Here is a 25,487-nt window from a genome sequence, read left to right on the forward strand (position 1 = left end):
ATTAAGCGCACGGTCGTACGCCATGCAATAGCGATCGTTCGTGCGCTAAAGTCGAAGGCATGGCAGGACGGGCATCCGCGCAGGCGGCACTCGAGACCAGACGGAGCGTGCTCAAGGCGGCGGCCGACCTGGCCTCGGTCGAAGGTCTGGACAGCGTGACGATCGGACGGCTCGCCGAGATCGTCCAGATGAGCAAGTCGGGAGTGATCGGGCAGTTCCGCACCAAGGAGACCCTCCAGCTGGAGACGGTCGAGATGGTCTTCGCCGACTTCCGCACCCGCGTGTGGGACACGGTCAAACGGTTCCCCGCAGGCCTCCCCCGGCTGCTGGCCACGTGCGAGGCCTGGACGGAGTACGCCGCCGACCCGGGCTACCCCGGCGGATGCCTGATGACCCAGGTGACCTACGACTACGACGGCCGCTCCGGCGTCGTCCACGAACGACTGCTCGAAGGACGCAGCCAGTGGCGGGCCGCGTTGCGCGCCGACGTCACCACCGCCGTGCAGGCCGGCGACCTGCCGGCGGACACAGATGTGGAGGCGGTCGTGTTCGGGCTCGAGTCGCTCGCCTCCTTCATCACCCCGGCCCTCCTCCTCCATGGGGACGACCGGGCCGCCGATCACGCCTATCAGGGGATGCGCCGGATCATCGGCGCCACGTCGAAGGAGAACCGATGAGCCACGTCGATGTCATCGTGCTGGGAGCCGGGCCCGGCGGCTACACCGCGGCGGTGCGCGCCGCCCAGCTCGGCCGGTCCGTCGCGGTCGTGGAGGACAAGTACTGGGGCGGTGTCTGCCTCAACGTCGGCTGCATCCCGGCCAAGGCTCTGCTGCGCAACGCCGAGATCGCCCACATGCTGACTCACGAGAAGGACCTCTTCTCGATCCGCGGCGAGGCGAGCGTCGACTACTCCGGCAGCTGGCAGCGCAGCCGCCGGGTCGCCGACGCGAGCGCCAAGGGCGTCCACTTCCTGATGCGGAAGAACAAGATCACCGAGATCGACGGCTGGGGCACCCTCGCCGCCCCCTCGGCGGACGGCACGCTGGCGATCGAGGTGACGGGCCGCGACGGCGTCACGACGACCTACACCTGCGACGACCTGATCATCGCGACCGGCGCGACCGTGCGCAGCGTGCCGGGGGTCGTCCCCGACGGGCGGAACATCGTGACGTACGAGGAGCTGATCCTCCGCGAGGAGCTCCCGGGTTCGATCGTCATCGGCGGCTCGGGCGCCATCGGGGTCGAGCTCGCCTACGTGATGAAGAGCTTCGGCGTCGACGTCACGATCGTCGAGTACGCCGACCGGATGGTCCCGACCGAGGACGCGGACGTCTCCAAGGAGCTGCTGCGGCAGTACCGGAAGCTCGGCATCACGGTCCTGACCTCGACCGCGGTGACGGGGGCCGAGGACACCGGTTCCGGCGTGCGCGTGACCGTCTCTCCCGTCGGCGGTGCTGGTGAGACCGTCCTCGAGGCGGACACGATGCTCGCCGCGTTCGGCTTCGCGCCGCGGGTGAGCGGCTACGGCCTGGAGAAGCTCGGCGTCGAGCTGACCGACCGCGGGGCCATCGCGATCGACGACCGCGGACGTACGAACGTCCCGCACGTGTACGCCATCGGCGATGTGACCGGGAAGCTCATGCTCGCCCACGTCGCCGAGGGGATGGGCGTCGTCGCGGCCGAGACGATCGCCGGCGTCGAGACGATGCCGATCGACATCGACATGGTCCCGCGGGCGACCTTCTGCCAGCCGCAGATCGCCTCGTTCGGCTACACCGAGGCGCAGGCGAAGGAGAAGGGCTACGACGTCAGGACCGCCACCTTCCCGTTCTCCGCGAACGGCAAGGCACGCGGCCTCGGCGAGACCGTCGGCTTCGTGAAGGTCGTGGCCGACGCCGAGCACAACGAGCTCCTCGGCGCGCACCTGATCGGCCCCGACGTCACCGAGCTGCTGCCGGTCCTCACCCTGGCCCAGCAGTGGGACCTCACCGCCGACGAGGTCGCCCGCAACGTGTTCGCCCACCCCACGCTCTCCGAGGCGGTCAAGGAGGCCGTCCACGGGATCGCGGGTCACATGATCAACCTCTGACCCGGCCGGCGAGGTCGGGCTAGGGTGCCGGATATGAGCATCCCGGTCGCGCTGTCCGATCTCGCCGCCACACTCGAACGCTTCGGCAGCGGCTTCCTGCTGACCACCGCGGGCGAGCGGATCAAGGTCGTGGTCGTGGACCCGGTCGTCGAGGGCTCGTCCCTGCGGATCGCCGATCCCGGCGGCGGCACCCGCGCGAACCTCGCCACCAACCCCCTGCTCACCCTGACGTACGCCCCGCTCGCGCCGCGCGAGCACGCGCTGATCGTCGACGGCACCGGTCGCGTGGACGGCTCCGACGTCGTGGTCACGCCGACCGGCGCGGTGCTGCATCGGCCGGCCTCGCACGCCTCCGGGCCGGTTCCCGAGGACGGCTGCGGGCAGGACTGCCGCCCCGTCGGCTGACGGCGTCCGTAGGCTCGAGCCATGGAGACCTCGTCCACCGTGCTCGTCACCGGCGCGACCGGCTTCATCGGTCGCCGGCTGGTCGCAGAGCTGACCGAACGCGGCACCACGGTGCGGGCGATGACCCGGCGACCGGACGACTACGACGGCCCCGGTGAACCGGTGGGCGCCGACGTCGACGACCCGGCCACGCTGCCGGCCGCGCTCGAGGGTGTCGATGTCGCGGTCTACCTGGTCCACTCGCTCGACCACGACGACTTCGAGGAGCGCGACGCGCGGGCCGCCCGCGCCTTCGGTGCCGCCGCAGCCCGGGCCGGGGTGCGGCAGATCGTCTATCTCGGCGGGCTCGGCGACGACGACGGCGACCTGTCGCCCCACCTGCGCTCCCGGCGCGAGGTCGAGTCCCTGCTCGGTGAGGCCGGTGTCCCGGTCACGACGTTGCGGGCCGCGATCGTCGTCGGCCACGGCGGCGTCTCCTGGGAGCTGACCCGGCAACTGGTCAAGAACCTCCCCGCGATGGTGGTGCCGAGATGGACCGCCACCCGCACCCAGCCCATCGCGGTCGACGACGTCATCCGCTACCTCGCGGGCGTCATCGACAACGAGGACGCGGTCGGCGAGGTCTTCGAGATCGGCGGCCCCGAGGCGATGACCTACCTAGACATGCTGACCGTCGCCTCCGAGGTGGCCAACGGCCGATCCATCCCGGTCGTCCCGGTGCCGGTGCTGACGCCCCGGCTGTCGTCCTACTGGCTGGCCCTGGTGACCGACGTCGACGTGACCACCGGGCGCAACCTGATCGACTCGATGACCACCGAGGTCGTCGTGCGTGACCGGCGCATCCTCGACGTCGTGCCCGGCGACCCGCTGCCCTATCAGGAGGCCGTACGCCGCGCCCTGGCCGAGCGGCTGGCCGAGCAGAACGCGCTCTGAGACAGGCGGGCCTCAGCCGAAGAGCAGCGGCAGCGCGAGCAGCATCGACAGCGACCAGGCGCAGTGGGTGAGGATCGGCGCCAGGACGCCGCCGGACGCGCGCCGCTCGAGGCCGACCACGACGCCGAGCAGGATCGCCGCGAAGGTCAGCATGACGTTGCCGGTCGCCAGTGTCGCGATCACGTAGGCCACCGACGACCAGGCGACCGGATGGCGCGGCAGGGCAGCGTAGAGCGCGCCGCGGAAGAACAGCTCTTCGGCCACGCCGTTGACCGCGGTGACCACGACGAGGATCGGCAGCGAGCCCTGGTCGGCGAAGTCGAGGACGGAGCGCACCTGCCGGTCCAGCCAGTCGATCTCGCGCACGACCAGGCCGCCGATCACGAAGATGCCGGCCAGGCCCAGGCCGATCAGGATCGGCGCCAGCACCGGGCGGACGAGCCGATGCTCGCCCTTCCGCTCGTGCCGGCGCCAGGCAGGGATCCGGCCGAGGTGCAGCGGCCCGGAGACGAAGGCGCCGAGGGCCCACACCCCGGCCAGCGCGAAGGTGGCGGGATAGAACCAGACGCTGCCCGGCTCGATGCGCAGCGAGATCCCGAGCACCACCGCCCCGAGCAGCACGAAGCCGGCCGTGACCAGCTGACGGCGGCGCAGGGCGGCGTCGCTCTGGCGGTGATCGCGCGGGACGACGTCCCACAAGGACCTGCGCACCCAGCGGCGCACGGCACTCCCCACTCTCCGGATCGGGTGACGGCTGCGTACGCCGTCCAACCTACGTCCCGGTCAGAGGATGGCGATGGCGTTCGCCGGCGATCCGGTCGCGCCGGTGACGTTGAGCGGTTTGACGGTGACGAAGGAGTCCCACCGCTGCAGCTCGTCCATGCGTCGTGCCAGCGGCCCGAGCCGCCACAGCTCCCCGAGCGGCATGCCGAGCTTGGCGAGGAACTCCTGGTGCATCATGCCGCGGTCGTTCGGCGCGGACCGGAGGAAGGGCGAGTCGGGCACAGGTGGCAGGCACTCGACCGCGAAGGTGTCCGAGGCGAGCAGGGCCAGGCCCGTGTCCCACGCCCAGTCGAGCACCTCCTCGCTCTGCACGACGCCCGTCGCGCGACCGAGTGCCTGCTGAGCCAGCTTCTGCTCGTCGGTGAGCCCCAGGAACCATTCGCACCATCCGGTGTGGAGCATGACGACGTCACCGGCACGCAGCTCGATCGCCTGGGCGGTCAGGGCGTGGTCGATGTACTCGTACGGGATCGGCTCGCCGGCCTCGTGGTCGAGGCTCTCGTCGCGCCGGGCGAGGAGGCCGGCGATGTCCACCAGGATGCCCCGGCTGACGATGGGGAGGTCGGCCCAGACCTGGATGCCGATCTCCTCGGTGCCGGGAGTGATCAGCTCGTCGGCGGTGCCACCGTAGAACCCGACGTCGTCGGCCCGGCGGTGGCGCAGCCCGTCGACCTGGCTCGAGGACTGCAGGTAGTAGCCGTCGAGATAGTCGTCGCGATGAGCAGGGTGGTTGCCGTAGATGATGTGCTCGGCGGGCTTCCTGGCCTTGGACATCCCCGGCATGAACGCGTTGACCGGGTAGTCCAGCCCGAACGCCTCACCCATCTGGACGAGACCGGCGGCCGCCACCACGGTCTCCTCGTCCGCGAACGACGGGGTGCCGCGCCAGGGGTCCCCGAAGAGCTCCCAGGAGGTGCCCCGCAGGGGGCCGGGCCGGTCGTGCAGCTCGGCCCGGCTGGGGCGGTCGTGCGTGGTCATCTGGTCGCTCCGGCCTCATCACGTGCCGTCGCCTCGGAGTCGACGTGGGTGAGGAGGTAGGCGGTGACCGCCGAGATCGAGGCGGCGACGCACAGGATGGTCTTGAACAGGCCGTTCGGGCCGACGACGAGCGTCTGGCTGCCGACGACCAACCCCACCGCCTGCAGGCCGATGAGTGCGAGACCGCCGAGCAGCGCGACGACCAGGGATGCGATGAAGAGGGTGTGGAGGATCGATCGGGTCATGGGTGTCCGTCCTTTTCTCAGACCGGCAGGATGCCGGAGGCCACCAGCACGCCGATGCCGAGCAGCGGCAGCGCGTAGTAGGCCAGCATCCTGCGGAACGTGTGTAGCGGATCGACGCCGGCGATGCCACAGGCGACATAGAGCGGCGCTCCGCCTGGCGGCACAGCGGCCTCGCAGGAGGAGAAGATGAGGACGGCGACCGCTGCGGTGGTGGCGGGTACGCCCGCTGCGGCGAGGGCGGCCACACCGACGACCCCGACGGCCGCCATCGTGGCGGTGCTGGACAGCGGTGCCGCGACCGCGACGACGATGATCCCGATGACCAGGGCGAGCAGCCAGACCGGCAGGTCGAGGTCGCCGAGCAGCCCGGCGAGCTGCTCGGGCAGGCCGGTCGTCGCGAGCGCGTTCGCACCCGCGAAGGCGAACAGGACCGTCAGTCCCACGACGCCGAACCGCGGCGCCGAGCTGCCGATCAGCTCGACCCAGCCCCGGCCGTCGCGCGGCAGCCGGTCACGGCCGAGGAAGAGCCCGATCAGGATGAGGATCACCGGCATCCAGAAGATCGGGCTCAGCGCCTCGGTCACGTCGGTGTCGATCCGCTCGGTGATCGCCTCGGCGACGGCTCCGGTGGTGAGCACGATCGGGATCGCGATCCCGGCGAACAGGAGCAGCGTCGGCCAGCCGTGCGAGAACGCCGCCCGTACGTCCCGCCCGCTGCGCGACACCGCCGGCCCGCTCCCGTGGGTGGAGCGGCGGACGAGCAGGTAGGTGACGATCAGCCGGTGGAGCACGCACCACAGACCACCGATCAGCAGCGGCACGATCAGCGAGTCGATGTCGACGAGCGCACCGCCGACCGAGGAGCCGACCAGGACGAACATCGAGGCGCTGAACGGGAAGGTGATGCCCATGCCCGCGTTGCCGGCCACGATCGTGGCAGCGGTGGTGCGGTCGACGCGGGTGCGCTCCATCCACGGGATCGTCACCGACCCGACGGTGGCGGCGATCGCCGCTTGGTTGTGGACGATGCTGCCGAGGCCGGCGGAGGCGACCGTCGAGACGTACGCCGGGCCGCCGCGGTGGTGACCGATGAGGGCGTCGAGCAGGTCGATCATCCGGTGGGTGACGCCCGCCTTCTCCAGGAGGTAGCCCATGAAGACGAAGATGACGGTGGCGTAGACGATCTCGTCGACGAGCGCGGCGTAGAGGGCATCCCAGCCCGCGCTGAGGATCCGACTGCCGTTGAACACCGCGGCGACGACGAACCCGACCACCATCGCCTCGCCGACGTTGCGGCGCAGCAGGGTGGTCCAGGCCAGGATCACCACCAGGTAGACGCCGAGCGCCCAGACGCCGATCACGACGGCTTCCCGCCGCCGGCGATCCGCTCCAACGCTGTCATCGAGGCCTCCGTCATCTCGGCGTGGACCCCCAGGTCAGCGAGGTAGGCACCGGTCGAGCGCATCTCCGCCGCCCGGCGGGCGGCGTGCTTCGCCGTGCCGGTGAGGAAGCGGTCGATGACCGCCTGTCCGTCCCCGGCGAGAACGCCTGCGATCTGGCCACGGACCCACTCTTCCATCCCGGCGGCACGTCCGGCACCGACCGCCTCGACCACGACCGAGGCGAGCCCCTTCATGAAGACGCTGCGCAGCAGCTTGTGGGCCATCGCGTCGCCGAGGTCGCCGCCCACCACCTCGACCGGCGTGCCCAGCGGCCGCATCAGCTCCGCCACCACCTCGCCGGCCGGTCCGGCCGCCATCAGCGGCGTGGCCGTGCCCAGCAGGATGACCGGTCCCAGGATGGCCACGTCGACCAGGCGTACGTCCGCACGCCCCTCGAACACGGTGGCCAGCTCGCGCTTCTCCAGCGGCCCGGAGGAGGTGAAGTCGGCATAGACGGCGTCCGGGGCGAGCGCTCCGGCGACCGACTCGGCGACCGAGCGGCTCGCCGAGGCCGCGGTCAGGACGACCACGATCCGGGCGTCCTCGACCGCCTTCTCCAGGGTGTCCGCCACCTCGACGCCTGCCGGCGCCTCGTGGAGGTAGGGGTCGAAGCCGGTCACCCGGTGGCCCGCCTCGGCGAGGGCGGCGCCGTAGATGCGGCCCACCTCGCCGAGGCCGAGGATCGCCACGTGGGTGGCCTGGAGAGGACTGTCGGAGATCGTGCTGTGTGACATCGTCGAACTTTCGGTGCGTGGAAGGGTCAAGGGGTCAGTCGTCGGTCGGGATCCGGATGGCCAGGACGTCGCAGGGGGCGCGCAGCAGCACGGTCTGGGCCGTGCTGCCGAGGAGGAACTTCCCGGTGCGCGAGCGGCGGCGGAGACCGACGACCACCAGGTCGGCGCTCACCCGCTCCGCCTCGTCGATGAGCGTCTCGGCGACGGAGACGGCCTCGGCGTACTGGCGCACGTCGACCTCGAGGCCGTCGGCGGCCAGTCGCTGCCGCACCGCCTCGAGGTCCGCGGCCGGGACGAGGCCGCGGTCGGCGTAGGCGCCCCCGGTCGAGGAGTTCACGAGCAGGAGCGAGGCGCCGCGGGTCCGGGCCTCCCGGACGGCGCCGGCGAGGACTCGCTCGCCGGCGTCGCCGGGCATGTAGCCCACGATGACGGTCATCGCTGCTCCCCCGCGGCGGTGGCGATCCCGAGCGAGACGTCGATGTCGCGACGGGTCGCCTCCTCGGCGGCGTGCTTGGCCTCGGCCCGGTCCGCGATCACGGCCGCGGACTCGAGCGGAACCACGACGACCCCGTCCGCGTCCCCGACGATGATGTCGCCGGGGCGTACGACCACGCCGGCGACGGCGACATCGACGGAGAGTGCGTACGGGCCATGCTTGTAGGGGCCCGCGGGCGTGCGGGAGCGGGCGAAGACGGGCATCTCGTACTCGGCCAGGCCGTCGGCGTCGCGGACGGCACCGTCGAGGAGGAAGCCGGCGACGCCGCGGGCCTTGGCCTTGCCGCCGATGAGCTCGCCGATGAGGGCGCGCGACTCGTCGGCGCCGCCGCTCACCACGATCACCTCACCCGGCTCGACCTGGGCGAGCGCCTGGTGGATGCCGAGGTTGTCGCCGGGACGGGTCCACACCGTGAACGCGGTGCCGACCATGCTGGCGCCCGGCCAGGCGGGGGCGATGACGGAGTCGAGCGAGCCCAGCCGGTCCATGGCGTCGCCGATGTTGGCCGTGGGGAGACGGCGGAACCGGTCGAGGAGAGCCTCGTCGGGACGCTCGGGCCGGGCCGTGGCGACGCGGCCGCCGGGGTTGAGCTGCTGGTCGGTGAGGATGCTGTCGGTCATCAGCTGTCCGCCTTCACCAGCGGGAACAGGTCGCCGAAGGTCTTCTCGGTGTCGTCCCAGTAGGCCGAGTACTCGTCGGCGTCCAGGTAGGACGGGGCGAGGCCGGCGTCGGTCATCTTCTTCTGGAACGCCGGGTCCTCCATGATCTCGCCGATGGCGGTGGACATCTCGTCGACGACCTCGTCGGGTGTGCCCGCCGGGAAGGCGTAGCCGCGCGAGGAGGAGATCTCCACGTCGTAGCCCGACTCCTTGAAGGTCGGTACGTCGGGCAGCGACTCGGCTCGCTCGGCGTCCATCACGCCGACGATGCGGACCTTGCCGGACTCGGCCAGCGGCTGGAGGTCGCTCACGTTCGTGAGGAGGACGTCGGTGTTGCCGCCCAGGAAGGCGGTGGTGGCGGCCGTGCTGCCGTCGGCGAAGTGCACCGGGGCGAGCTCGGCGCCGGAGACCTCCTTCAGGCTGACCAGGGCGAAGTGCTCGTTGCTGGCGACGCCGGTCGTGGTCGCGCGCAGCTTGCCGGGCTTCGCCTTGGCGGCCTCGACCAGGTCCTTCGGGGTCTTGATGTCGCTGTCGGGGGCGACCGCGACCGCGGTCGGGTCGATGACCTGGAGGGCGACGGGAGCGAAGCTGTCGCGCTCGTAGGAGGCGCCGCGGCTCTCGTCGAGCACGGTCATGATCGCCGACGGGAACGTGGTGGCGGCCATGGTGTAGCCGTCCGGCTTCGCCTGGGTCAGCGCGGTGTAGGCGACCTGGGAGTTGGCGGCGGGCTTGTTGACCACGGTGATCGTGGCGTCGAGCTTGTCCTCGAGCTCCTTGGCGAGCATGCGAGCACCGATGTCGGTCGGGCCCCCGGCCTCGTACCCGATGACGAGCTCGATGGGCTTGGCCGGGTAGTCGCCGGCCGCGGTGGTGGTGCCGGACTGGGAGCAGGCGGCGAGCGAGAGGCAGGCGAGCCCGATGCCGGCGAGGGTGAGTGCGCGAGGTGCGCGGTTCATGGTGTTGACCTTTCGTGTCGTGACGGGAGGGGTGGGTCAGACTTCGGCGTCGGTGGGCAGCCCTGCCTTTCTCTTCAGTCCGGCGCTGAGCACGGAGGCGGCGAGGATCGCGAGGGCGACCAGGAGGAAGACCAGCGACAGCGGACGGTCGACGAAGATCCCGAAGTCGCCCTGGGAGATCTGCAGGGACTCCCGCAGCGCGCTCTCGATGAACGGGCCGAGGATGAGGGTGAGCACCAACGGCGCGAGCGGCAGGTGCACCTGGCGGAAGACGAAGCCGACGATGCCGAAGAACACCATCACGTAGATGTCGATGACTGAGTTGTTGACGGCGTACGAACCGATCACGATGAAGGCGAAGATCACCGCGCGCAGGACCGAGTAGGGGATCGCCAGGATCCGGGTCCACAGGCCGACCATCGGGACGTTGAGCACCAGCAGGAGCAGGTTGCCCACGAACAGGCTGGCGATGACCGTCCAGACCAGGTCGGGCGCCTCGGTGAAGAGCTGCGGCCCCGGGGTGAGCCCGTTCTGCAGGAAGGCGCCCATGAGCACCGCGATCGCCGGCGAGGCCGGGATGCCGAGCGTGAAGAGCGGGATGAAGGCGGCGTTGCTGTGCGAGTTGTTGGCCGTCTCGGGAGCGGCCACGCCCTCGATCGCACCACTGCCGAGCTCCGTGCGATGCCGGGAGATCTTCTTCTCCGTGCTGTAGGCCAGCAGCGACGAGATCGCCGAGCTCACCCCCGGGATGAGCCCGATGACCGTGCCGATCGAGGCGCCTCGTCCGATCGCGGGCGCGGCCCGGCGCAGGTCGGTTCTCGTCGGCAGCAGCTGGCGGAGCGTCGGGGCGGTGGGCTTGGGGGCCGCGCCACCGCTGGTGGCGAGCAGCTCACCGAGCCCGAAGATGCCGACCAGGACGGGTACGTAGCTGATCCCGTCGAAGAAGTGCGGCTGGTCGAAGGTGAACCGCGGCAGCCCCATCACCGGGTCGATGCCGACCATGGCGATCAGCAGGCCCAGGCAGGCCGAGATGACTCCCTTGAGGACCGATCGCCCGACCAGGCCGACGAGCAGAGCAAGGCCGATGAGCACCAGCGAGAAGAACTCCGGAGGACCGATCCGCAGGCCCAGCTCGGAGAGCGGCTTCGCCGCCACGACCAGCGCGAGAGTGGCGATCGTGCCGCCGATGAACGAGCCGATCCCGGCCGTGGCCAACGCTGCTCCGGCCCGGCCACGCAACGTCATCTGGTAGCCGTCGATGCAGGTGATCGCCGACTCGCCCTCGCCCGGGATGTTCAGCAGGACGCTCGTGATCGTCCCGCCGTACGCCCCGCCGTAGAAGATCGCGGCCAGCATGATGATCGCGCTCGCCGGGTCCATCGTCAGGGTCAGCGGGATCAGGATCGCCATGCCGGCGGTCGAGCCGATGCCGGGCAGGATGCCCAGGATCGTGCCCAGCAGGCAGCCGATCAGGGCGAAGAGCAGGTTCTGCGGCGTCAGCGCGGAGGCGAAGCCGTCGAGGAGTGCGGTGAAGGAATCCATGACCTCACAGCCCCAGGTCGCGCAGGATCGGGATGCTGGAGACCGGCAGCGGGACCGTCAGCAGCCGGGTGAAGGCGTAGAAGACGCCGAAGCTCCCGACCACGGCGATGACCAGCGACTGCAGGAGCCCGCGGCGGCCGATCACCAGCAGGTGGAAGAGCAGGAAGACCAGCATGCTGACCTGGTAGCCGACCGGCACCAGGCAGGCGGCGAGCACGCACAGGCTCACCAGGATGGCCAGCACGCTCGGAAGCGAGTAGTCGGGCGTCTCCTCCTCGTCGGCCGCCGGCTTGCTCGCGAGCCCGGGCCGGAGCCGTGCGCGCAGCTCCTGGCCGAACCAGACGAGCCCCAGCACAACGAGGAGCACGCCGAGCCAGAGCGGGAAGAAGCCCGGCCCGGGCCCGAGGTCGTCCCAGTAGCCGAGGGAGCGCGAGCCGATGAACGCGGCCGCGCCGATGGCGACGACGAGCGCCGCGACGACCAGCGGCAGGACGGACTGCCGGCGGTCGTCGGCGGTCGCTGGACCGCCTTCCGCCGTAGCGGCGGGGATGTGGGTGTTGTCGCTCATGTTTCTCATTCTGTGATAAGGTGTATCACGGCATGAGGAACTATCCGTGACGGTCGTCACCCTGTCAAGCCCTCGCGGTCGGGGGTGCGAGGATTCGATGCGTCGCGACGGAACGGAGGAGGCACGTGAGCGAGGAGAAACCGGCAAGCACGATGCGCTCTCTGGAGAGAGCCATCGACGTCCTCGAGGTGCTCGAGGCGACACGTACGCCGCTGCGACTGAGCGAGGTCGCGCGCCGAGCCGGCCTGCACGTCGCCACCACCCAGCGCATCCTCAACGCACTCGAGGCGCGCGGTCGCGTCGAGCAGGACGGCAGCGGCTACCGCACCGGCGTCGCGATGCTGTTCGGGGCGCACGCCTACCTGGCCACCAACCGGCTGGCCGCCACCGCGCCGATGATCCTGCAGCAGCTCGCCGCCGCCACCGGCCTCACCGCGTCCGTGTTCGTGCGCGCCGGCTCCTCCCGCGCCGTGATCGCCCGGGTCGAGGGCAGCGACCCGCTGCGCTACGTCCTCCCGATCGGCGAGCGGCTCCCGCTCCACCTCGGCGCGGGCAAGGTCATCGCTGCGTACATGGATCCCGAGGAGCTCGACTCAGTGCTCGGCGGGATCGACGAGTTCACCCGGGCCGACGGGACCCGGGTCTCGCTGGAGGACTTCCGGCGTGAGCTCGAGGAGATCCGGCAGCGCGGCTGGGTCGCGTCCCACGACGAACGTGTGGTGGGCGCATCCTCGGTCGGAGCACCCCTGATCAACGCCGACGGGGAGTTCCTCGCGGCGATCCAGGTCGCCGGCCAGACCACCAACCCCGCCTTCACCGACCCCACTCCCCTCGGCCACGAGGTGCGCCAGGCGGCGAGCGCGCTCGCCTCGCGCGTGGGCTGACCAGGAGCCACCGCGATGCCCGACAACTGGCTGAACCAGACCCGCGAGTCCTACGACACCGACGCCGCCGGCTACGCCGAGAAGGTACGCGGCCTGCTGGACGATCGCCCCTACCTGCGGGCGAGCCTGGACGTGTTCGCCGAGACGGTGCGTGACGCCGGCGGTGGGCCGGTGGCCGACGTCGGCTGCGGCCCCGGGTACGTCACCCGCCACCTCCACGACCTGGGGGTCGACGCGTTCGGGATCGACCTCTCCCCCGAGATGATCGCGATCGCGCGACGCGACCACCCGGATCTCGGGTTCGAGGTCGGGTCGATGACCGATCTGCCGCTGGCGGACGGATCCGTGGGTGGCGTACTCGCCTTCTGGTCCGTCATCCACATCCCCGACGCGGCGGTGCCGGGGGTGTTCGAGGAGTTCCGGCGGGTGCTGCGACCCGGCGCACCGGTGCTGGTCGGGTTCCACGTCGGCGACGAGACCCGGCACTCGACCACCGGCTACACCGGGCGCCCGATCAACGTCGACAGCCACCGGCGGCGGCCCGAGCAGATCTCCCGCTGGCTGCGCGAGGCCGGGTTCGCGATCGAGGCCGAGCTCGTGATGCGGCCCGACGACGAGGTCCCGGGTGCCATCGTCGTCGGGCGGGCGCCCGACGCCGGGCGCTAGGCGGGCACCCGTTCCTCGACGGGCGCAGGGACGGTCGCGGTCCGAACCGTGAACCGCAGGTTCGGGTCGCCGACGGGACGGAGCCGCAGCTCACGGGTGTCGTAGAGGTAGTCCTGCCGGATCTGCCACGGCGCCCGCTTGCCCTGGCGGGGCATCACGGCATCGCCGCGCTGGATGTAGCCCGACCGCATCGAGGCACCCATCACGGAGACCTCCTCGCGATCCTCGTCCGCCGCCTCCGCGACCACCTGGCCGAAGCCGTTGCGGGCCATGTGCTTGAGCAGCCGGCACAGGTACGCCCCGGCGAGATCGGCCTTCAGCGTCCAGGACGCGTTGGTGTAGCCCATCACGATCATCGCGTTGGGCACGCCCTCGACCAGCGTGCCCTTGTGGAGCATCCGGTCGCGGGTGTCGACCACGTCGCCGTCGACCTCGACGCGCATGCCGCCGAGCAGCTGGATCTTCAGTCCGGTGGCGGTGATGACGATGTCGGCGGGGATCTCCTCGCCGGACGCCAGCCGGATGCCGGTCTCGGTGAAGGTGTCGATCGTGTCGGTGACGATCGACGCCTCGCCCCGGCGCAGGACGGAGAACAGGTCGCCGTTCGGCACCACGCAGAGCCGCTCGTCCCACGGGTTGTAGCTCGGCTCGAAGTGCTTCATGTCCACCTCGCCGCCGACCTGGGCGCGGATCGCGGCCAGGATCGCCTTCCGGGCGGCCTGGGGAGCGGTGCGGCAGAAGCGGTACATGCCCTGCTGCAGCAGGATGTTGCGTACCCGTCCGGTGCCGTAGACCGCCCGGCTCGGCACCTTGAGCAGGTTGAACGCGGCTGAGACCGGGTCGTTCGCCGGGACCGGCACGACGTACGTCGGCGAGCGCTGCAGCATCGTGACGTGCTCGGCCTTCTCGGCCATGTTGGGGACCAGGGTGATCGCGGTGGCGCCGCTGCCGATGACGACGACGCGCTTGCCGGTGTGGTCGAGGTCCTCGGGCCAGTGCTGCGGGTGGACGACCTCACCCTGGAACCGCTCCTCACCGGGGAACGACGGGCGGTGGCCCTGGTCGTAGTCGTAGTAGCCGGTCGCGCCGACGAGGAAGTGGCTCGTCCACTCCTCCGTCTCGCCGGTGGTCTCGTCGAGCGCGGTGGTGGTCCACAGGCCACGTTCGCTGGACCAGGAGGCGGAGACGACCTTGCGACCGAAGTGGGTGTGGCGGGTGACGCCGTACTCGTCCGCCGTCTCCTCGATGTAGCGCTTGATGCTCGGGCCGTCGGCCAGCACCTTGGTGCCGTGCCACGGCCGGAACCCGTAGCCGAAGGTGAACATGTCGGAGTCCGAGCGGATCCCGGGATAGCGGAACAGGTCCCAGGTGCCGCCCATCGCGGTGCGGCGCTCGAGGATGGCGTACGTCCGCCCGGTCCGCTCGCGGGTCAGCTGGCTGGCGACGCCCACACCGGACAGGCCGGCCCCGACGATCAGCACGTCGACGTGTCGCTGGGTGGTCATGCGGTCCTCCGGAGGTGCGTGCTCGTATCCTGGGTGGTCGCCAGGATGGTGTCGGCGATCAGGTCGGGGTCGTCGGCCATCGGCACATGCCCGCAGCCGGGCAGCTCGACGTGACGTGCTCCGGGCAGGCGTACCCGCGCCTGGCCGGCCTGGTAGGGACGCAGGACCCGGTCCTTGCTGCCCCACGCGATCGTGATCGGCACGTCCGCCGGCACCGCACCGTCGAAGAGGTAGCCGCCGCGGATGATGTCGCGCACGGCCTGCTTGGAGTCGAGCATGTTGCACAGGTCGGCGTAGGCGACCTCCGACGGGATCGCGGTCGGCCGGGCGGTCAGCCAGCTGAGGCCGAGCGTCCGACCCCAGCGATGACGCATCAGCCACGGCGCGACCGGCTTCAGCACCTCCGAGGTCGCGATGACCGAGGCGAACAGCGCCCGTACGTAGGCGAACTCGACGTCGTTGCGCCAGAAGCCGGCCGGGGAGATCGCGGTGACGCTGCGGGCGAGCCCGTGCTTGCTCATCTCCAGCGAGATCAGCGCACCCAGGCTGTTGCCCACCACGTGCGGACGCTCCAGGCCGGCCGCGGCCATGAACTCCTCCAGCGGCTCGATGAGCGCCTGCCGCGGCGAGCGGCCGTCCGTCACATGGGCCGGCGACTCACCGTGTCCCGGCAGGTCCACGAGGAACACCTCGTGGTGCTCGGCGAGCCGGTCGACGACCGGGTGCCAGGCCTGGCGGCGATGACCGATGCCGTGGATCAGCAGCAGCGGCTCGCCCGCGCCGGCACTCTCGTACGCCAGCACGTCAGATCGCCGCGCTGGACGGCTGGGCACGGAAGCGCGCCGCCCGCCCGTCGATCCCGAGGGCCCGCCAGACCAGCTTGGCCGGTCCCTTGCGGATGCCGAGGTTGTCGGCGAGGAGACGTACGTCCGAGAAGAGGTCGCGCAGGAGCTTCTCGGACTCCTCGGACTTCCACCAGATCTCCTGGGCGACGTCCTTCGGGATGCCCATGTCCTCGCGCGCCTGCTTGCTCGGCACCATGATCACGTCGCACAGGAGCCGCATGACGACCGGGAACAGGTAGGTCAGCACACGCCGCTTGACGGGGTTCATCCGCTGCCAGTGGTGCTCGAGGTACTGGTGGGCGAAGCCGATGTGGCGCGCCTCCTCGGCGATGTGGATCTGCATGACGCGGTCGATCAGCGGGTGGCTGCCGCCGGCCCGCAGGATGCTCTTCTGCAGGTGGTCGATGGGCTCCTCGCCACCGAGGATGCCGACGAAGAAGATCTCCGGGAACCAGGTCCCGGCCGACGTCACCAGCGGAGCGAGCCAGGCGAACCATCCCGGGGCTCCGGCGACGCCGTCGACCCCGGAGTTCTCCACGAACCGGTTGACCGACTCCTGGAACATCTGGATGTGGTGGGTCTCCTCGGTGACCTCGTGCATCGCGTAGCGGAACTCGGGGTTGCCGTCCTTCGCCAGGATCAGGTGGTGCATCACACCGGCGATGAGCACCTGCTCGAACTGGCGCCCGACCTTCGCGATCTGTGCGTAGCGGTAGACACCGATCTGGATCTGGCGCTCCGTGGAGAGCGACTTGTACCACTCGTGACGGCCGATCTCGTCGGCGTCGGTGAGGATGAAGCGCTCGTCGTTCGGGTCGAGGTGGAACTCGGGGTCGTCCCAGGCGATGTCCTTGAACGCCTGGAAGTGCTGGTCGACCGACGCCTGCGAGAGCGTCCGGAGCGTGTCGTAGTAGGACTGCTTCGTCGTCGTGTTCGTCGTCGTGTTCATCACGACCTCCTTCGTGGTTCTCATCGGGTGGGGACCGGAAGGGATCGGCTGATGATCTCCTTCATGATCTCGGTGGTGCCGGCGTAGATGCGCTGGACGCGGAGGTCGGTGAAGGCGCGGGCGATCGGGTACTCCTCCATGAACCCGTAGCCGCCGAAGAGCTGGAGGCACTTGTCGACGACGAGGCCGGCGCGCTCGGAGCTCCAGTACTTGGCCATCGCGGCGGTCGGGATGTCGAGCTCGCCCTTGACGTGCAGCTCGACGCACTCGTCGATGAAGGAGCGGGCCACCCGGGCCTCGGTCGCGATCTCGGCCATCTCGAACTTGGTGTTCTGGAAGCCGAAGACCGGGCGGCCGAAGGCGGTGCGCTCGTTGACGTACCGCAGGGTCTCCTCGAAGCAGAACTCCATCGCCGCCACGCTGCCGACCGCCACGATCAGCCGCTCCTGCGGCAGCTGCATCATCAGCTGGACGAAGCCGTCGCCCTCCTTGTCGCCGAGCAGGTTCGAGGCGGGGATGCGTACGTCGTCGAAGAAGAGCTCGCAGGTGTCCTGCCCCTTCATCCCGATCTTGTCGAGCACCCGGCCGCGCCGGAAGCCTTCGGTGTCGGTCGGCACGATGACCAGGGAGATCCCGGCCGCGGCCTCCTCCGGGTTCGTCTTGACCGCGACCAGCACCATGTCGGCCAGGAGGCCGTTGGTGATGAAGGTCTTGGCGCCGTTGACGACGTACTCGTCGCCGTCCTTGATCGCCTTGGTGCGAATGCCCTGCAGGTCGGAGCCGGTGCCGGGCTCGGTCATCGCGATCGCGGAGACCACCTCGCCGGAGGCGAGCTTCGGGAGCCACTCGTTCTTCTGCTCCTCCGTGCCGTACGCCAGCAGGTAGTGAGCCACGATCCCGCTGTGCAGCGAGGCACCGAAGGACGTGTCGCCGACCCGGGCCTGCTCCTCGATCAGCACGGCCTCGTGGGCGAAGGTGCCACCGCCACCGCCGTACGCCTCGGGGATCGAGAGGCACAGCAGGCCCAGCTCGCCCGCCTTGCGCCACAGGTCGCGGTCGACGTGCTTGTCGGCGATGTAGGTGTCGATGTTGGGCTTGACCTCCTTCTCGAAGAAGGTCCGGGCAAGGTCGCGAAGGTCGTCGAGGTCCTGGTCCATCCAGGGCGAGCGGCGGGACATACGTGGCCTTTCGGTGGTGGGTACATGCTGTATCAAGGACATGGTGTCCCACTTATCCCCTGGATACAAGGTGTAGCCGGTGACGTCTCGCTAGGCTGACCACGTGGTTGACGTGGTGAAGTGGGTGGACTCCACGGTCCGGCGCCGGTCCGCGAAGGAGGCGCTCGACAACGACGCGCGGCGCGCCCAGGTGGTCGAGGCGGCCGTCGAGGCGATCGAGGAGCGCGGGCCGGGCGTCGGCATGGCGCAGGTCGCCGAGCGCGCAGGCCTCCCCCGCCCGAACGTCTATCGCCACTTCGCCAGCAAGGAGCAGCTCGACGCCGAGGTCGTCCGGTTCGCGTCGACCGAGCTGATCCGCCGCGTACGCCCTCATCTCGCCCGCGCCGGGACCCCGCGCGAGGTCGTCGGCGGCATCATCGAGTCCTGCGTCGCCTGGGCCGACGAGCACCCCAACCTCTACCGGTTCATCGCCGCGCAGCACCAGACCAGGGCCCTGCACCGGGCCCGGATGGGGCGCAACCGCTTCCTCGACGAGCTCATCGACGCCATGGCCTCCTACCTCCGCGCCTCCGAGGCCAGCGGCACGCCGTCCGACGGCATCCTCGCCGGCCTGATGGGCATGGTCGACGCCAGCATCATCTGGTGGCTCGATCACCACGACGAGACCAGGGATCAGCTCATCGACCGGCTCACCCGGCAGGTCGTGGTGGTGCTCATCGACATGCTCGACGGCCTCGGGCTCGAGGTGCGCGAGGACATGGTCTACACGCCCCTGGATTGATCAGGAACGAAGAAGCGTCCGGCCTCGCGACTTTCTAGGCTCGTCTCGACAGACCAACCCGAAAGGAAGACCGATGGCCAAGAGCAGCACGTTCACCGAGGAAGAGAAGGCCGCCATGAAGGAGGCCGCCGCCGAACGGCGTACGGCCGCCAAGCGCGGCACCGGCAGCAAGAAGGCCGAGGCCGACCTCGCCGACTGCCTCGCGAAGATCGAGGCCATGGACGAGAACGACCGCGCGATCGGCGAGACGCTCCACCGCATCGTCACCACGCACGCCACCGACCTCGCCCCGAAGACCTGGTACGGCATGCCCGCCTACGCCAACGCCGACGGCAAGGTCGTGGTCTTCTACAAGTGCGCCGGGAAGTTCAAGATGCGCTACGCCGAGGTCGGCTTCCAGGAGTGGGCGAACCTCGACGACGGCGACATCTGGCCGACCGTCTTCGCCGTCACCGCGATGACCCCGGCCGTCGAGGAGCGCCTGACCGACCTCGTGACGCGGGCGGCGAGCTAGCGGGCGAGCGCTCCCGCGAGCCGCTCCGTCAGGAACCGGCTCGCCCGGTCGAGGGCCGCATCGGCCTCGTCGAGCGACCCGGCCTGGTTCTGGAAGACGTGCGGCAGCTCGGCACCGACCTCGAGGATCACCTCCACGTCGGCCTCCGCCGCCCTGGCGGCAAGCCGGACGGAGTCGTCGAGCAGCACCTCGTGGGAGCCGACCTGGATCAACAGCGGGGGAAGACCGGCGAGGTCGGCGAACGCGGGGCTGATCAGCGGATCGGCCGGGTCGGCGCTGCCGAGGTAGCGGCCGGCGAACCATTCGAGGGCGGCGCGGTCGAAGAGCGGATCCGCATCGACCTTGGTCTCGATCGTCGCACCGGAGAGCGTCAGGTCCGTCCACGGCGAGAACAGCACGGCGGCGGCCGGCTGCGGCAGACCGGCCGAGCGGGCGGCCAGCAGGGTCGCCATCGTCAGGCCACCCCCGGCCGAGTCGCCGGCCAGGACGAGCCGCTCGGGCTCCACACCCGCGTCGAGCAGGCCACGGTACGCCGCGAGCCCGTCCTCCACGGCCGCCGGATAGGGAGCCTCCGGAGCGAGCCGGTAGTCGATCGAGACCGCCCGCAGCCCGGCACGACCGGCCAGGCCGTCGGCGAGCGAGGCACCGGTCCGGGCGGAGCCGACGACGTATCCGCCACCGTGGATGTACAGCAGGGTGCCCTCGGTGGCGTCGGGGTACAGCTCCAGTCCGGAGATCCCGCCGATCGTGACGGGCCGTGCCTCGCTGGACAGAGGTAGCGTCTGGCCTTCTTCGAATCCGGCTCGAGCCTCCTCGACGCTCACCGTCGGGTCGAAGGGATACGCACGGATGGCCGCGTCCAGTGCGTCGCGCTGCTTCTTGCTCATGGCCGTTCCTCCTGTGTGGGACGATGTTGTATCGAAGGGAAGTAGATTCCTTTCGATATAATTCCCTGGAAGCAGGTTTTTACTTCATGGCCAACGGCTGGCGGCTCTTCTCCGACCTCGTCCGCGCCGAGACGCGGCTCTTCAACCAGCTGGACGCACGGGTGCGCGCCGCGCACGACGGGCTCACGCTCGGCCAGTTCCAGATGCTCGAGCTGATCGCGACGACTCCCGAGTGCCGCGTCTCCGACATCGTCGCGTCGATGGACATCGGCGTCGGCACGGCGAGCAAGGCGGTCGACCGGCTGGAAGCGGCAGGGCTGTGCCGGCGGGCGTCGAACCCCAACGACCGGCGGTCCTCGATCCTGGTGCTGACGGCACCCGGCGAGCGCGCCTTCGCCGCCGCCACCCCCACCGTCGACGCGGTGATCTCCGAGCGGCTGCAGGGGATCGCGGCCGACGATCTGGCGACCACGGCACGGGTGATGAGTCAGCTCCGGGCAGTGCTGGAGGAGCTGGCGCGGTGAGCGACCGGCCGCCTATCGGCGACGGAAGAATCTGCGGCGACGGGTCCGCCGATCACCGGGCGCGGCCTCACGAGCCTTCGCTGCGCCGCCCGCTCGACTTTCGACCCAGGCGGCCACGGTGGCGTCGGGGTCGCGCGGCATCGTGATCAGCGGCGGGCCCGCCGGCAGCTCGTAGCGGGCTCGGATCACGCGCTCGTTGAAGTCGTCGATCTCGCGACGTACGGCCTTCTCGTCGGCCAGCCGGTCCAGGCGCTCGTCCAGCGCAGCGTCGTCCTTGCGGAGCTGGATGGACGGAGGCAGCAGGGCGATGCGCTCTCGCTGGACCAGGCTCCTGATCCACCACTCGGGGTCGTGGTGGTCCGGCAGGTCGATCGGCTCGCCGCTGCCGGGCAGGTCGTCGAAGTCGCCGCGTGCGATCGCCTTGCGGACCTGGACGTCGGCGAGCAGCGCCACCGCGACCGCGTCGTCGATCGCGTAGGCGTACGGGTCATGGGGCTGCATGCCGATCACCTGGCCTCTCACGGATGCAAGTCACCTGTATTATGTCACGCGTATTGAAAACACGGAGGGACCACCGAGATGCCGAAGATCGTCGACCACCGCGAACGACGGGAAGGGATCGCGCACGCGCTGTGGCGAGTGGTCGAGCAGCAGGGCTGGCCGCGCGCGACCATGCGCGAGGTCGCCCGCGAGGCGGGCGTCTCCCTCGGGCAGCTGCAGCACTACTTCTCGTCCCGCACCTCGATGCTGACCTTCGCGATGGAGTTCGCCGCCGAGCAGACCTCGTCCCGCGTGGCGCACCGCCTGGCCGGGCTCGACCAGCCCCCGCACCCTCGCGATGTCCTGCGAGCGGTCATCACCGAGATACTCCCGCTGCACCCCGACACCCGCGCCACCAGCCGGATGAATGCGGCGTACGTCCTCGAGGCACTGCACGACCCCGAGCTGCGCGAGGTGGCCCGTGCCGGGCTTCGCGAGGGACGGGACCTGGTCGAGCGCCTCGTCCGGCAGGCGATCGCCGACGGCCAGATCCTCGCCGATCGCGACCCTGCGATCGAGACCGACCTCGTCCTCTCGCTGACCGGTTTCACACCGCTGCTGGAGCTCGGGGTGATCGAGCCCCGGGCCGCCCTGGCCGCCGTCGACCAGCACCTCGACCGGCTCTTCTCGCCGACACCCTGAGCCGCCCATCTCTCATTTGAAACCTATTTGCGAAAGTTTCAAAACTTCTTGACGAAGTTCTCCTTGGCCCCTACGTTCAGATGTGACGCTCGACACATCCCCCACGGAGGCCTCCATGCGTGTCCCCCCGTCCAGAGCCGTGCTCGGCTCGCTCGCCGGCCTGTCGGTCGTGGCGACGCTGCTCGGCAGCGGCCCGGCGACCGCAGCGGAACAAGATCTGCCACCCCAGGAGCCCGGCGTCACGCTGCGCACCTACGACATGGCCCGGCCGATCTCAGAGCTGTGCACGCTGCGTGCCGGCCAGACGCCCAACGTCGACCGGCTCACCTCGGTCATCGACTACGACTCGCCCGGCGACTTCGGCCTCGCCGACCGTTTCATCTCGCACGCGCTGGCCAACCTGCGCATCGATGCTGCCGGGACGTACGACTTCCGGCTGATCAGCGACGACGGCTCGCGGCTGGTCATCGACGGGTCGGAGGTCATCGACCACGACGGGCTGCACGGGGAGACCGCCAAGGACGGCAGCGTCACCCTGAGCGAGGGCTACCACGACCTGCGCGTGGAGCACTTCGAGGACGGCGGTGGCGAGGTGCTGCGGCTGCAGTGGCGGCCGCCGGGCGCCGCCGACTTCGCGCTGGTGCCGACCGAGGTCCTGAGCACCGAGGCCGGGGTGGTGCGGGTGACCGCGCCGGGCACGAAGTACTGCGAGGGTCAGGACGACACCGCCGGTGACGGCATGCAGCTGGACAGCGTCCACCCCGCGTACGACCTGACCGACCTGCGGCCCGAGGGCTTCGAGCCGATGGTCTCGGCGCTGGACTGGGCGCCGGACGGCCGGCTCGCCGTGGTGACCTCCGGGTCGGTGAGCCCGTCGGGGTGGGTGGAGAACCCCGAGCCGGGCGAGATCTTCTTCCTCAGCAACGCTCGCACCGCCACCGGACCCGAGGACGTCACGGTCGAGAAGGTCGCGACCGACCTGTTCAACCCGATGGGCGTGGCGGTCATCGGCGAGTCGATCTTCGTCTCCGAGCGAGACCAGCTCACCGAGCTGACCGACCCCGACGGGGACGGCTTCTACGACCGGCACCAGAAGGTGGCGGAGTGGCCGTTCGGCGAGAACTTCCACGAGTTCGCCTTCGGCCTCCTCCACGACGAGGAGAACTTCTACGTCAACCTCTCCGTCGCCATCAACTTCGGCGGCGCGACCACCGACCCGCAGCCGGCCCGCAACCGCGGCACGACGCTGAAGATCTCCCGCAAGACCGGTGAGGTCACCTATGTGGCGGGTGGGCTGCGTACGCCCAACGGGATGATGCGCGGACCCGACGGCGACCTGTTCGTGATGGACAACCAGGGCGCCTGGCTGCCCAGCTCCAAGCTGGTGCACGTCAAGCCGGGACGGTTCTTCAACCACTACACCAACCCCTCCGGCCCCTTCGACGACCAGCCGGTCACCGATCCGGCCCTGTGGGTGCCGCAGAACGAGATCGGCAACTCCCCGAGCAGCCCGGTGATGCTGGAGAAGGGTGCCTACGCGGGGCAGATGATCTTCGGCGACGTCACCTACGGCGGTCTGCAGCGCGGCTTCCTGGAGAAGGTCGACGGTGAGTACCAGGGCGCGGTCTTCCGCTACTCCGCCGGTCTCGAGGCGGGCGTGAACCGCACCCTGCTCGGTCCCGACGGGTCGATCTACGTCGGCGGCATCGGCGAGGCCGGCAACTGGAGCGAGCCGGGCAAGCTCCGCTACGGCCTGCAGCGGATGAGCCCGGGCGGCGGCTCCGCGTTCGACATGCTCTCGATGCGTGCCACCGGCAACGGGTTCAAGATCAGCTACACCCAGCCGCTGTCCCAGGCGACGGTCGACAAGATCGCCGCGGACCCGAACGCCGCGTTCCGGATGAACCACTGGCGCTACGCGCCGCGCCCGACGTACGGCGGCCCGAAGATCGACGAGCGTCCACTGTTCGTCTCGGGTGCCGAGGTGTCCGCCGACCGCAGGTCGGTGAAGCTCACCGTGGACGGGCTGGAGGAGGGCCGGGTCGTGCACCTGCGCTCGCCGCGGCCGTTCGCCAGCGAGGGCGGCAAGGAGCTGTGGAACACCGAGGCCTGGTACACGCTCAACTCGATCCCCGGCTATCAGTCGCCGGCCGACCGCAACTACCTCGAGGCCGAGCAGGCGACCCTGCGTGGCGGCGCCGACGTCGACCTCGAGCACAACGGCTACTCCGGCTCCGGGTTCGTGGACGGCTTCGGCACCGTCGGCGCCTCGGTCACCTTCGACGCGAAGGTCGATCGGGCCGGGACGTACCCGGTCCGGCTGCGCTACGCCAACGGCCCCGACCCGGCGCCCGGCACCAAGCGCGTCTCGGTCTACCTCAACGGCACCGAGGTCGAGCCGTGGGCGCTGGAGTCCACCGGCGACTGGCAGACCTGGGGCACCGCGACCCGGCCGATGAGGCTCAAGGCCGGCGTCAACCGGATCGCCCTTCGCTACGAGGAAGGCGACGAGGGCAACGTCAACTTCGACGTGCTCAAGGTGGGCGGCGGCGAAGACGTCTGTACGCCGCGGCGACCCGCCCCGGGCTACACGTCGCTCTTCGACGGCACCCTCGCCTCCCTCGCCTCGTGGCGGATGGCCGGACCGGGCTCGTTCGGCCGCCAGGACGACTGCTCGCTGCGTACGACCAACGGCCTGGGCCTGCTGTGGTACGCCCAGAAGGAGTTCAGCGACTATAGCCTGCGGCTGGACTGGAAGCTGATCAACGACAACAACGGCGGCGTCTTCGTCGGCTTCCCCAACCCCGGCAACGACCCGTGGGTCGCGGTCAACCAGGGCTACGAGGTCCAGATCGACGCCACCGACGCCCCGGACCGCACCACCGGCGCCATCTACACCTTCCAGGGCGCGGACCCGTCGGCCATCGCCGCGTCGCTGAAGCCGGTCGGGTCGTGGAACTCGTACGACATCCGCGTCGAGGGCTCTCGCATCCGGGTCTTCCTCAACGGGACCCTGGTGAACGACTTCACCAGCACCGACCCCGCCCGCGACCTCGCCGGCTTCGTCGGCATGCAGAACCACGGCGGGGGTGAGACCGTCTACTACCGCAACGTCCAGGTGAAGGAGCTCACCGACTGACGTCGCTCGCCCGCGCCGCCGGCTGGGCGCCTTCCCCACCAGGGGAGGCGCCCATGCCGGCGGGTGTGCGTTGCCACCCACCGGCGACACTGAACGCATGAGTTTCTCGATCCGCCCCGGATCCATGAGCGACACGAGTCCCTGCGTCGACCTGTGGACACGAGTGATCGCCGCCCGAGACGGCTCGGAGGTCGCTGCCGACGTTGCGCGGCGAGCGCGAGCCGCGTTCGCCGAGCCGACCGTACGCTTCGCCGTCGTCGGGTCGGGACCGGACGGCTTCGCGCTCACGATCACCAGAGATGACGGCGTCGCGCTCCTCTCCCGGCTCTGCGTCGACCCCACTGTCACCTCGCGCGGCCTCGGCGCGGCCCTGGTCGCCGATGCCGTCGAGCATGCGCGGCGTGCCGGGCTCCAGCGCATCGAGCTGGATGTCCGTGAGACGAACGTACGCGCCATCGCGCTCTACGAGCGGGCGGGCTTCACCGCTGTCTCGGACCCGTGGGAGTACGACGGGGGCGATCGTGTCGTGACGTGGTCTCTCGATCTGGAGCCATCGACGCCGGCGTCGGGATGCCATTGACGCTGGTCCGCGCCGCCCGCGCC

The 25,487-nt window shown here is 70.2% G+C and carries 28 protein-coding genes; 12 read left to right on the forward strand and 16 right to left on the reverse strand.

Annotated features, from left to right (window positions below; genetic code table 11):
- Positions 1 to 59: 59 nt before the first annotated feature.
- The 4 genes from UG56_RS23060 to UG56_RS23075 are packed head-to-tail and all read left to right on the forward strand — an operon-like array spanning position 60 to position 3,427.
- Positions 60 to 677 carry a TetR/AcrR family transcriptional regulator gene (locus tag UG56_RS23060; RefSeq protein WP_045547518.1) on the forward strand — a complete coding sequence of 206 codons (618 nt, stop codon included), beginning with the start codon at positions 60 to 62 and terminating at the stop codon, positions 675 to 677.
- Entirely contained in the window at positions 674 to 2,089 is a 1,416-nt protein-coding gene (lpdA, locus tag UG56_RS23065) for a dihydrolipoyl dehydrogenase (protein WP_045547519.1), read from the forward strand. Before UG56_RS23060 ends, lpdA begins: the two co-directional genes overlap by 4 nt.
- A 33-nt stretch (positions 2,090 to 2,122) precedes the next feature.
- A complete protein-coding gene (locus UG56_RS23070) occupies positions 2,123 to 2,494 on the forward strand; it encodes a pyridoxamine 5'-phosphate oxidase (protein ID WP_045547520.1) in 372 nt (123 codons plus the stop codon).
- Positions 2,495 to 2,515: 21 nt separating this feature from the next.
- On the forward strand, positions 2,516 to 3,427 hold the full coding sequence (locus UG56_RS23075; protein WP_045547521.1) for an NAD(P)H-binding protein: 912 nt from the start codon (positions 2,516 to 2,518) through the stop codon (positions 3,425 to 3,427).
- A 12-nt stretch (positions 3,428 to 3,439) separates the two neighbouring features.
- Here the strand turns inward: UG56_RS23075 and UG56_RS23080 are convergent, their stop codons facing one another.
- From UG56_RS23080 to UG56_RS23125, 10 genes are read right to left on the reverse strand one after another with little or no spacing between them, the layout of a single operon-like run.
- The gene (locus UG56_RS23080; protein ID WP_084101500.1) at positions 3,440 to 4,150 is read right to left on the reverse strand and encodes a CPBP family intramembrane glutamic endopeptidase; all 711 of its coding nucleotides are present in this window, start codon (positions 4,148 to 4,150) and stop codon (positions 3,440 to 3,442) included.
- Between the two features lie 60 nt (positions 4,151 to 4,210).
- Positions 4,211 to 5,188, reverse strand: coding sequence for a cyclase family protein (locus tag UG56_RS23085; RefSeq protein WP_045547522.1), 978 nt, complete (start codon positions 5,186 to 5,188; stop codon positions 4,211 to 4,213).
- A complete protein-coding gene (locus UG56_RS23090) occupies positions 5,185 to 5,433 on the reverse strand; it encodes a hypothetical protein (protein WP_045547523.1) in 249 nt (82 codons plus the stop codon). Before UG56_RS23090 ends, UG56_RS23085 begins: the two co-directional genes overlap by 4 nt.
- Positions 5,434 to 5,450: 17 nt before the next feature.
- Positions 5,451 to 6,794 carry a TRAP transporter large permease subunit gene (locus tag UG56_RS23095; protein WP_045547524.1) on the reverse strand — a complete coding sequence of 448 codons (1,344 nt, stop codon included), beginning with the start codon at positions 6,792 to 6,794 and terminating at the stop codon, positions 5,451 to 5,453.
- The gene (locus UG56_RS23100; protein ID WP_045547525.1) at positions 6,791 to 7,609 is read right to left on the reverse strand and encodes an NAD(P)-dependent oxidoreductase; all 819 of its coding nucleotides are present in this window, start codon (positions 7,607 to 7,609) and stop codon (positions 6,791 to 6,793) included. The genes UG56_RS23095 and UG56_RS23100 overlap by 4 nt, the downstream gene beginning before the upstream one ends.
- Positions 7,610 to 7,643: 34 nt before the next feature.
- Positions 7,644 to 8,045: a universal stress protein gene (locus UG56_RS23105; protein WP_045547526.1), complete on the reverse strand. Its 402-nt coding sequence runs from the start codon at positions 8,043 to 8,045 to the stop codon at positions 7,644 to 7,646.
- On the reverse strand, positions 8,042 to 8,725 hold the full coding sequence (locus tag UG56_RS23110; protein ID WP_045547527.1) for a methyltransferase: 684 nt from the start codon (positions 8,723 to 8,725) through the stop codon (positions 8,042 to 8,044). The genes UG56_RS23105 and UG56_RS23110 overlap by 4 nt, the downstream gene beginning before the upstream one ends.
- Positions 8,725 to 9,720 (reverse strand): Bug family tripartite tricarboxylate transporter substrate binding protein, encoded by a 996-nt coding sequence (locus tag UG56_RS23115; RefSeq protein ID WP_045547528.1) that lies wholly within the window; start codon positions 9,718 to 9,720, stop codon positions 8,725 to 8,727. Before UG56_RS23115 ends, UG56_RS23110 begins: the two co-directional genes overlap by 1 nt.
- A 36-nt stretch (positions 9,721 to 9,756) precedes the next feature.
- Positions 9,757 to 11,262, reverse strand: coding sequence for a tripartite tricarboxylate transporter permease (locus tag UG56_RS23120; RefSeq protein ID WP_045547529.1), 1,506 nt, complete (start codon positions 11,260 to 11,262; stop codon positions 9,757 to 9,759).
- Positions 11,263 to 11,266: 4 nt separating this feature from the next.
- Complete coding sequence (locus tag UG56_RS23125) at positions 11,267 to 11,830, reverse strand: tripartite tricarboxylate transporter TctB family protein (RefSeq protein ID WP_052693248.1); 564 nt, start codon at positions 11,828 to 11,830, stop codon at positions 11,267 to 11,269.
- Positions 11,831 to 11,955: 125 nt separating this feature from the next.
- On the opposite strand from UG56_RS23125, the gene UG56_RS23130 reads away from it, so the two are divergent.
- Both UG56_RS23130 and UG56_RS23135 read left to right on the forward strand, forming a co-directional pair.
- Complete coding sequence (locus tag UG56_RS23130) at positions 11,956 to 12,714, forward strand: IclR family transcriptional regulator (protein WP_218145270.1); 759 nt, start codon at positions 11,956 to 11,958, stop codon at positions 12,712 to 12,714.
- Positions 12,715 to 12,729: 15 nt separating this feature from the next.
- On the forward strand, positions 12,730 to 13,380 hold the full coding sequence (locus UG56_RS23135) for a class I SAM-dependent methyltransferase (RefSeq protein ID WP_045547531.1): 651 nt from the start codon (positions 12,730 to 12,732) through the stop codon (positions 13,378 to 13,380).
- Here UG56_RS23135 and UG56_RS23140 read toward each other — a convergent pair.
- Genes UG56_RS23140 through UG56_RS23155 form a run of 4 tightly spaced genes read right to left on the reverse strand, consistent with a single transcriptional unit; the run spans position 13,377 to position 17,857 of the window.
- Positions 13,377 to 14,885: a flavin-containing monooxygenase gene (locus UG56_RS23140; protein WP_045547532.1), complete on the reverse strand. Its 1,509-nt coding sequence runs from the start codon at positions 14,883 to 14,885 to the stop codon at positions 13,377 to 13,379. The two genes, UG56_RS23135 and UG56_RS23140, sit on opposite strands and share 4 nt — an antisense overlap.
- Positions 14,882 to 15,718 (reverse strand): alpha/beta fold hydrolase, encoded by an 837-nt coding sequence (locus UG56_RS23145; RefSeq protein WP_045547533.1) that lies wholly within the window; start codon positions 15,716 to 15,718, stop codon positions 14,882 to 14,884. The genes UG56_RS23140 and UG56_RS23145 overlap by 4 nt, the downstream gene beginning before the upstream one ends.
- Positions 15,690 to 16,679: an AurF N-oxygenase family protein gene (locus tag UG56_RS23150; RefSeq protein WP_256206849.1), complete on the reverse strand. Its 990-nt coding sequence runs from the start codon at positions 16,677 to 16,679 to the stop codon at positions 15,690 to 15,692. The genes UG56_RS23145 and UG56_RS23150 overlap by 29 nt, the downstream gene beginning before the upstream one ends.
- Before the next feature lie 20 nt (positions 16,680 to 16,699).
- Positions 16,700 to 17,857, reverse strand: a complete 1,158-nt coding sequence (locus UG56_RS23155; RefSeq protein WP_045547535.1) for an acyl-CoA dehydrogenase family protein — start codon at positions 17,855 to 17,857, stop codon at positions 16,700 to 16,702.
- A 103-nt stretch (positions 17,858 to 17,960) separates the two neighbouring features.
- Here UG56_RS23155 and UG56_RS23160 point away from each other — a divergent pair, with 103 nt between their 5' ends.
- Together UG56_RS23160 and UG56_RS23165 are read left to right on the forward strand one after the other, a co-directional pair.
- Positions 17,961 to 18,638 (forward strand): TetR/AcrR family transcriptional regulator, encoded by a 678-nt coding sequence (locus UG56_RS23160; protein ID WP_045547536.1) that lies wholly within the window; start codon positions 17,961 to 17,963, stop codon positions 18,636 to 18,638.
- Between the two features lie 73 nt (positions 18,639 to 18,711).
- Positions 18,712 to 19,152 (forward strand): iron chaperone, encoded by a 441-nt coding sequence (locus UG56_RS23165; RefSeq protein ID WP_045547537.1) that lies wholly within the window; start codon positions 18,712 to 18,714, stop codon positions 19,150 to 19,152.
- Here the strand turns inward: UG56_RS23165 and UG56_RS23170 are convergent.
- Positions 19,149 to 20,039: an alpha/beta hydrolase gene (locus UG56_RS23170; protein WP_045547538.1), complete on the reverse strand. Its 891-nt coding sequence runs from the start codon at positions 20,037 to 20,039 to the stop codon at positions 19,149 to 19,151. The two genes, UG56_RS23165 and UG56_RS23170, sit on opposite strands and share 4 nt — an antisense overlap.
- An 86-nt stretch (positions 20,040 to 20,125) precedes the next feature.
- Between UG56_RS23170 and UG56_RS23175 the strand changes: the two genes are divergently transcribed.
- Positions 20,126 to 20,563 (forward strand): MarR family winged helix-turn-helix transcriptional regulator, encoded by a 438-nt coding sequence (locus UG56_RS23175; RefSeq protein WP_045547539.1) that lies wholly within the window; start codon positions 20,126 to 20,128, stop codon positions 20,561 to 20,563.
- A gap of 12 nt (positions 20,564 to 20,575) precedes the next feature.
- On the opposite strand, the gene UG56_RS23180 is transcribed toward UG56_RS23175, so the two are convergent.
- A complete protein-coding gene (locus UG56_RS23180) occupies positions 20,576 to 21,064 on the reverse strand; it encodes a J-domain-containing protein (RefSeq protein WP_045547556.1) in 489 nt (162 codons plus the stop codon).
- 78 nt (positions 21,065 to 21,142) lie between these two features.
- Here UG56_RS23180 and UG56_RS23185 point away from each other — a divergent pair, with 78 nt between their 5' ends.
- The 3 genes from UG56_RS23185 (at position 21,143) to UG56_RS23195 (ending at position 25,464) form a co-directional block, all read left to right on the forward strand.
- A complete protein-coding gene (locus UG56_RS23185) occupies positions 21,143 to 21,745 on the forward strand; it encodes a TetR/AcrR family transcriptional regulator (RefSeq protein ID WP_045547540.1) in 603 nt (200 codons plus the stop codon).
- A gap of 115 nt (positions 21,746 to 21,860) precedes the next feature.
- On the forward strand, positions 21,861 to 24,884 hold the full coding sequence (locus UG56_RS23190; RefSeq protein ID WP_045547541.1) for a family 16 glycoside hydrolase: 3,024 nt from the start codon (positions 21,861 to 21,863) through the stop codon (positions 24,882 to 24,884).
- Between the two features lie 97 nt (positions 24,885 to 24,981).
- Positions 24,982 to 25,464, forward strand: coding sequence for a GNAT family N-acetyltransferase (locus UG56_RS23195; protein ID WP_084101504.1), 483 nt, complete (start codon positions 24,982 to 24,984; stop codon positions 25,462 to 25,464).
- Positions 25,465 to 25,487: the final 23 nt, after the last annotated feature.

Source organism: Nocardioides luteus (assembly GCF_000960475.2).
Classification (GTDB): Bacteria; Actinomycetota; Actinomycetes; order Propionibacteriales; family Nocardioidaceae; genus Nocardioides; species Nocardioides luteus_A.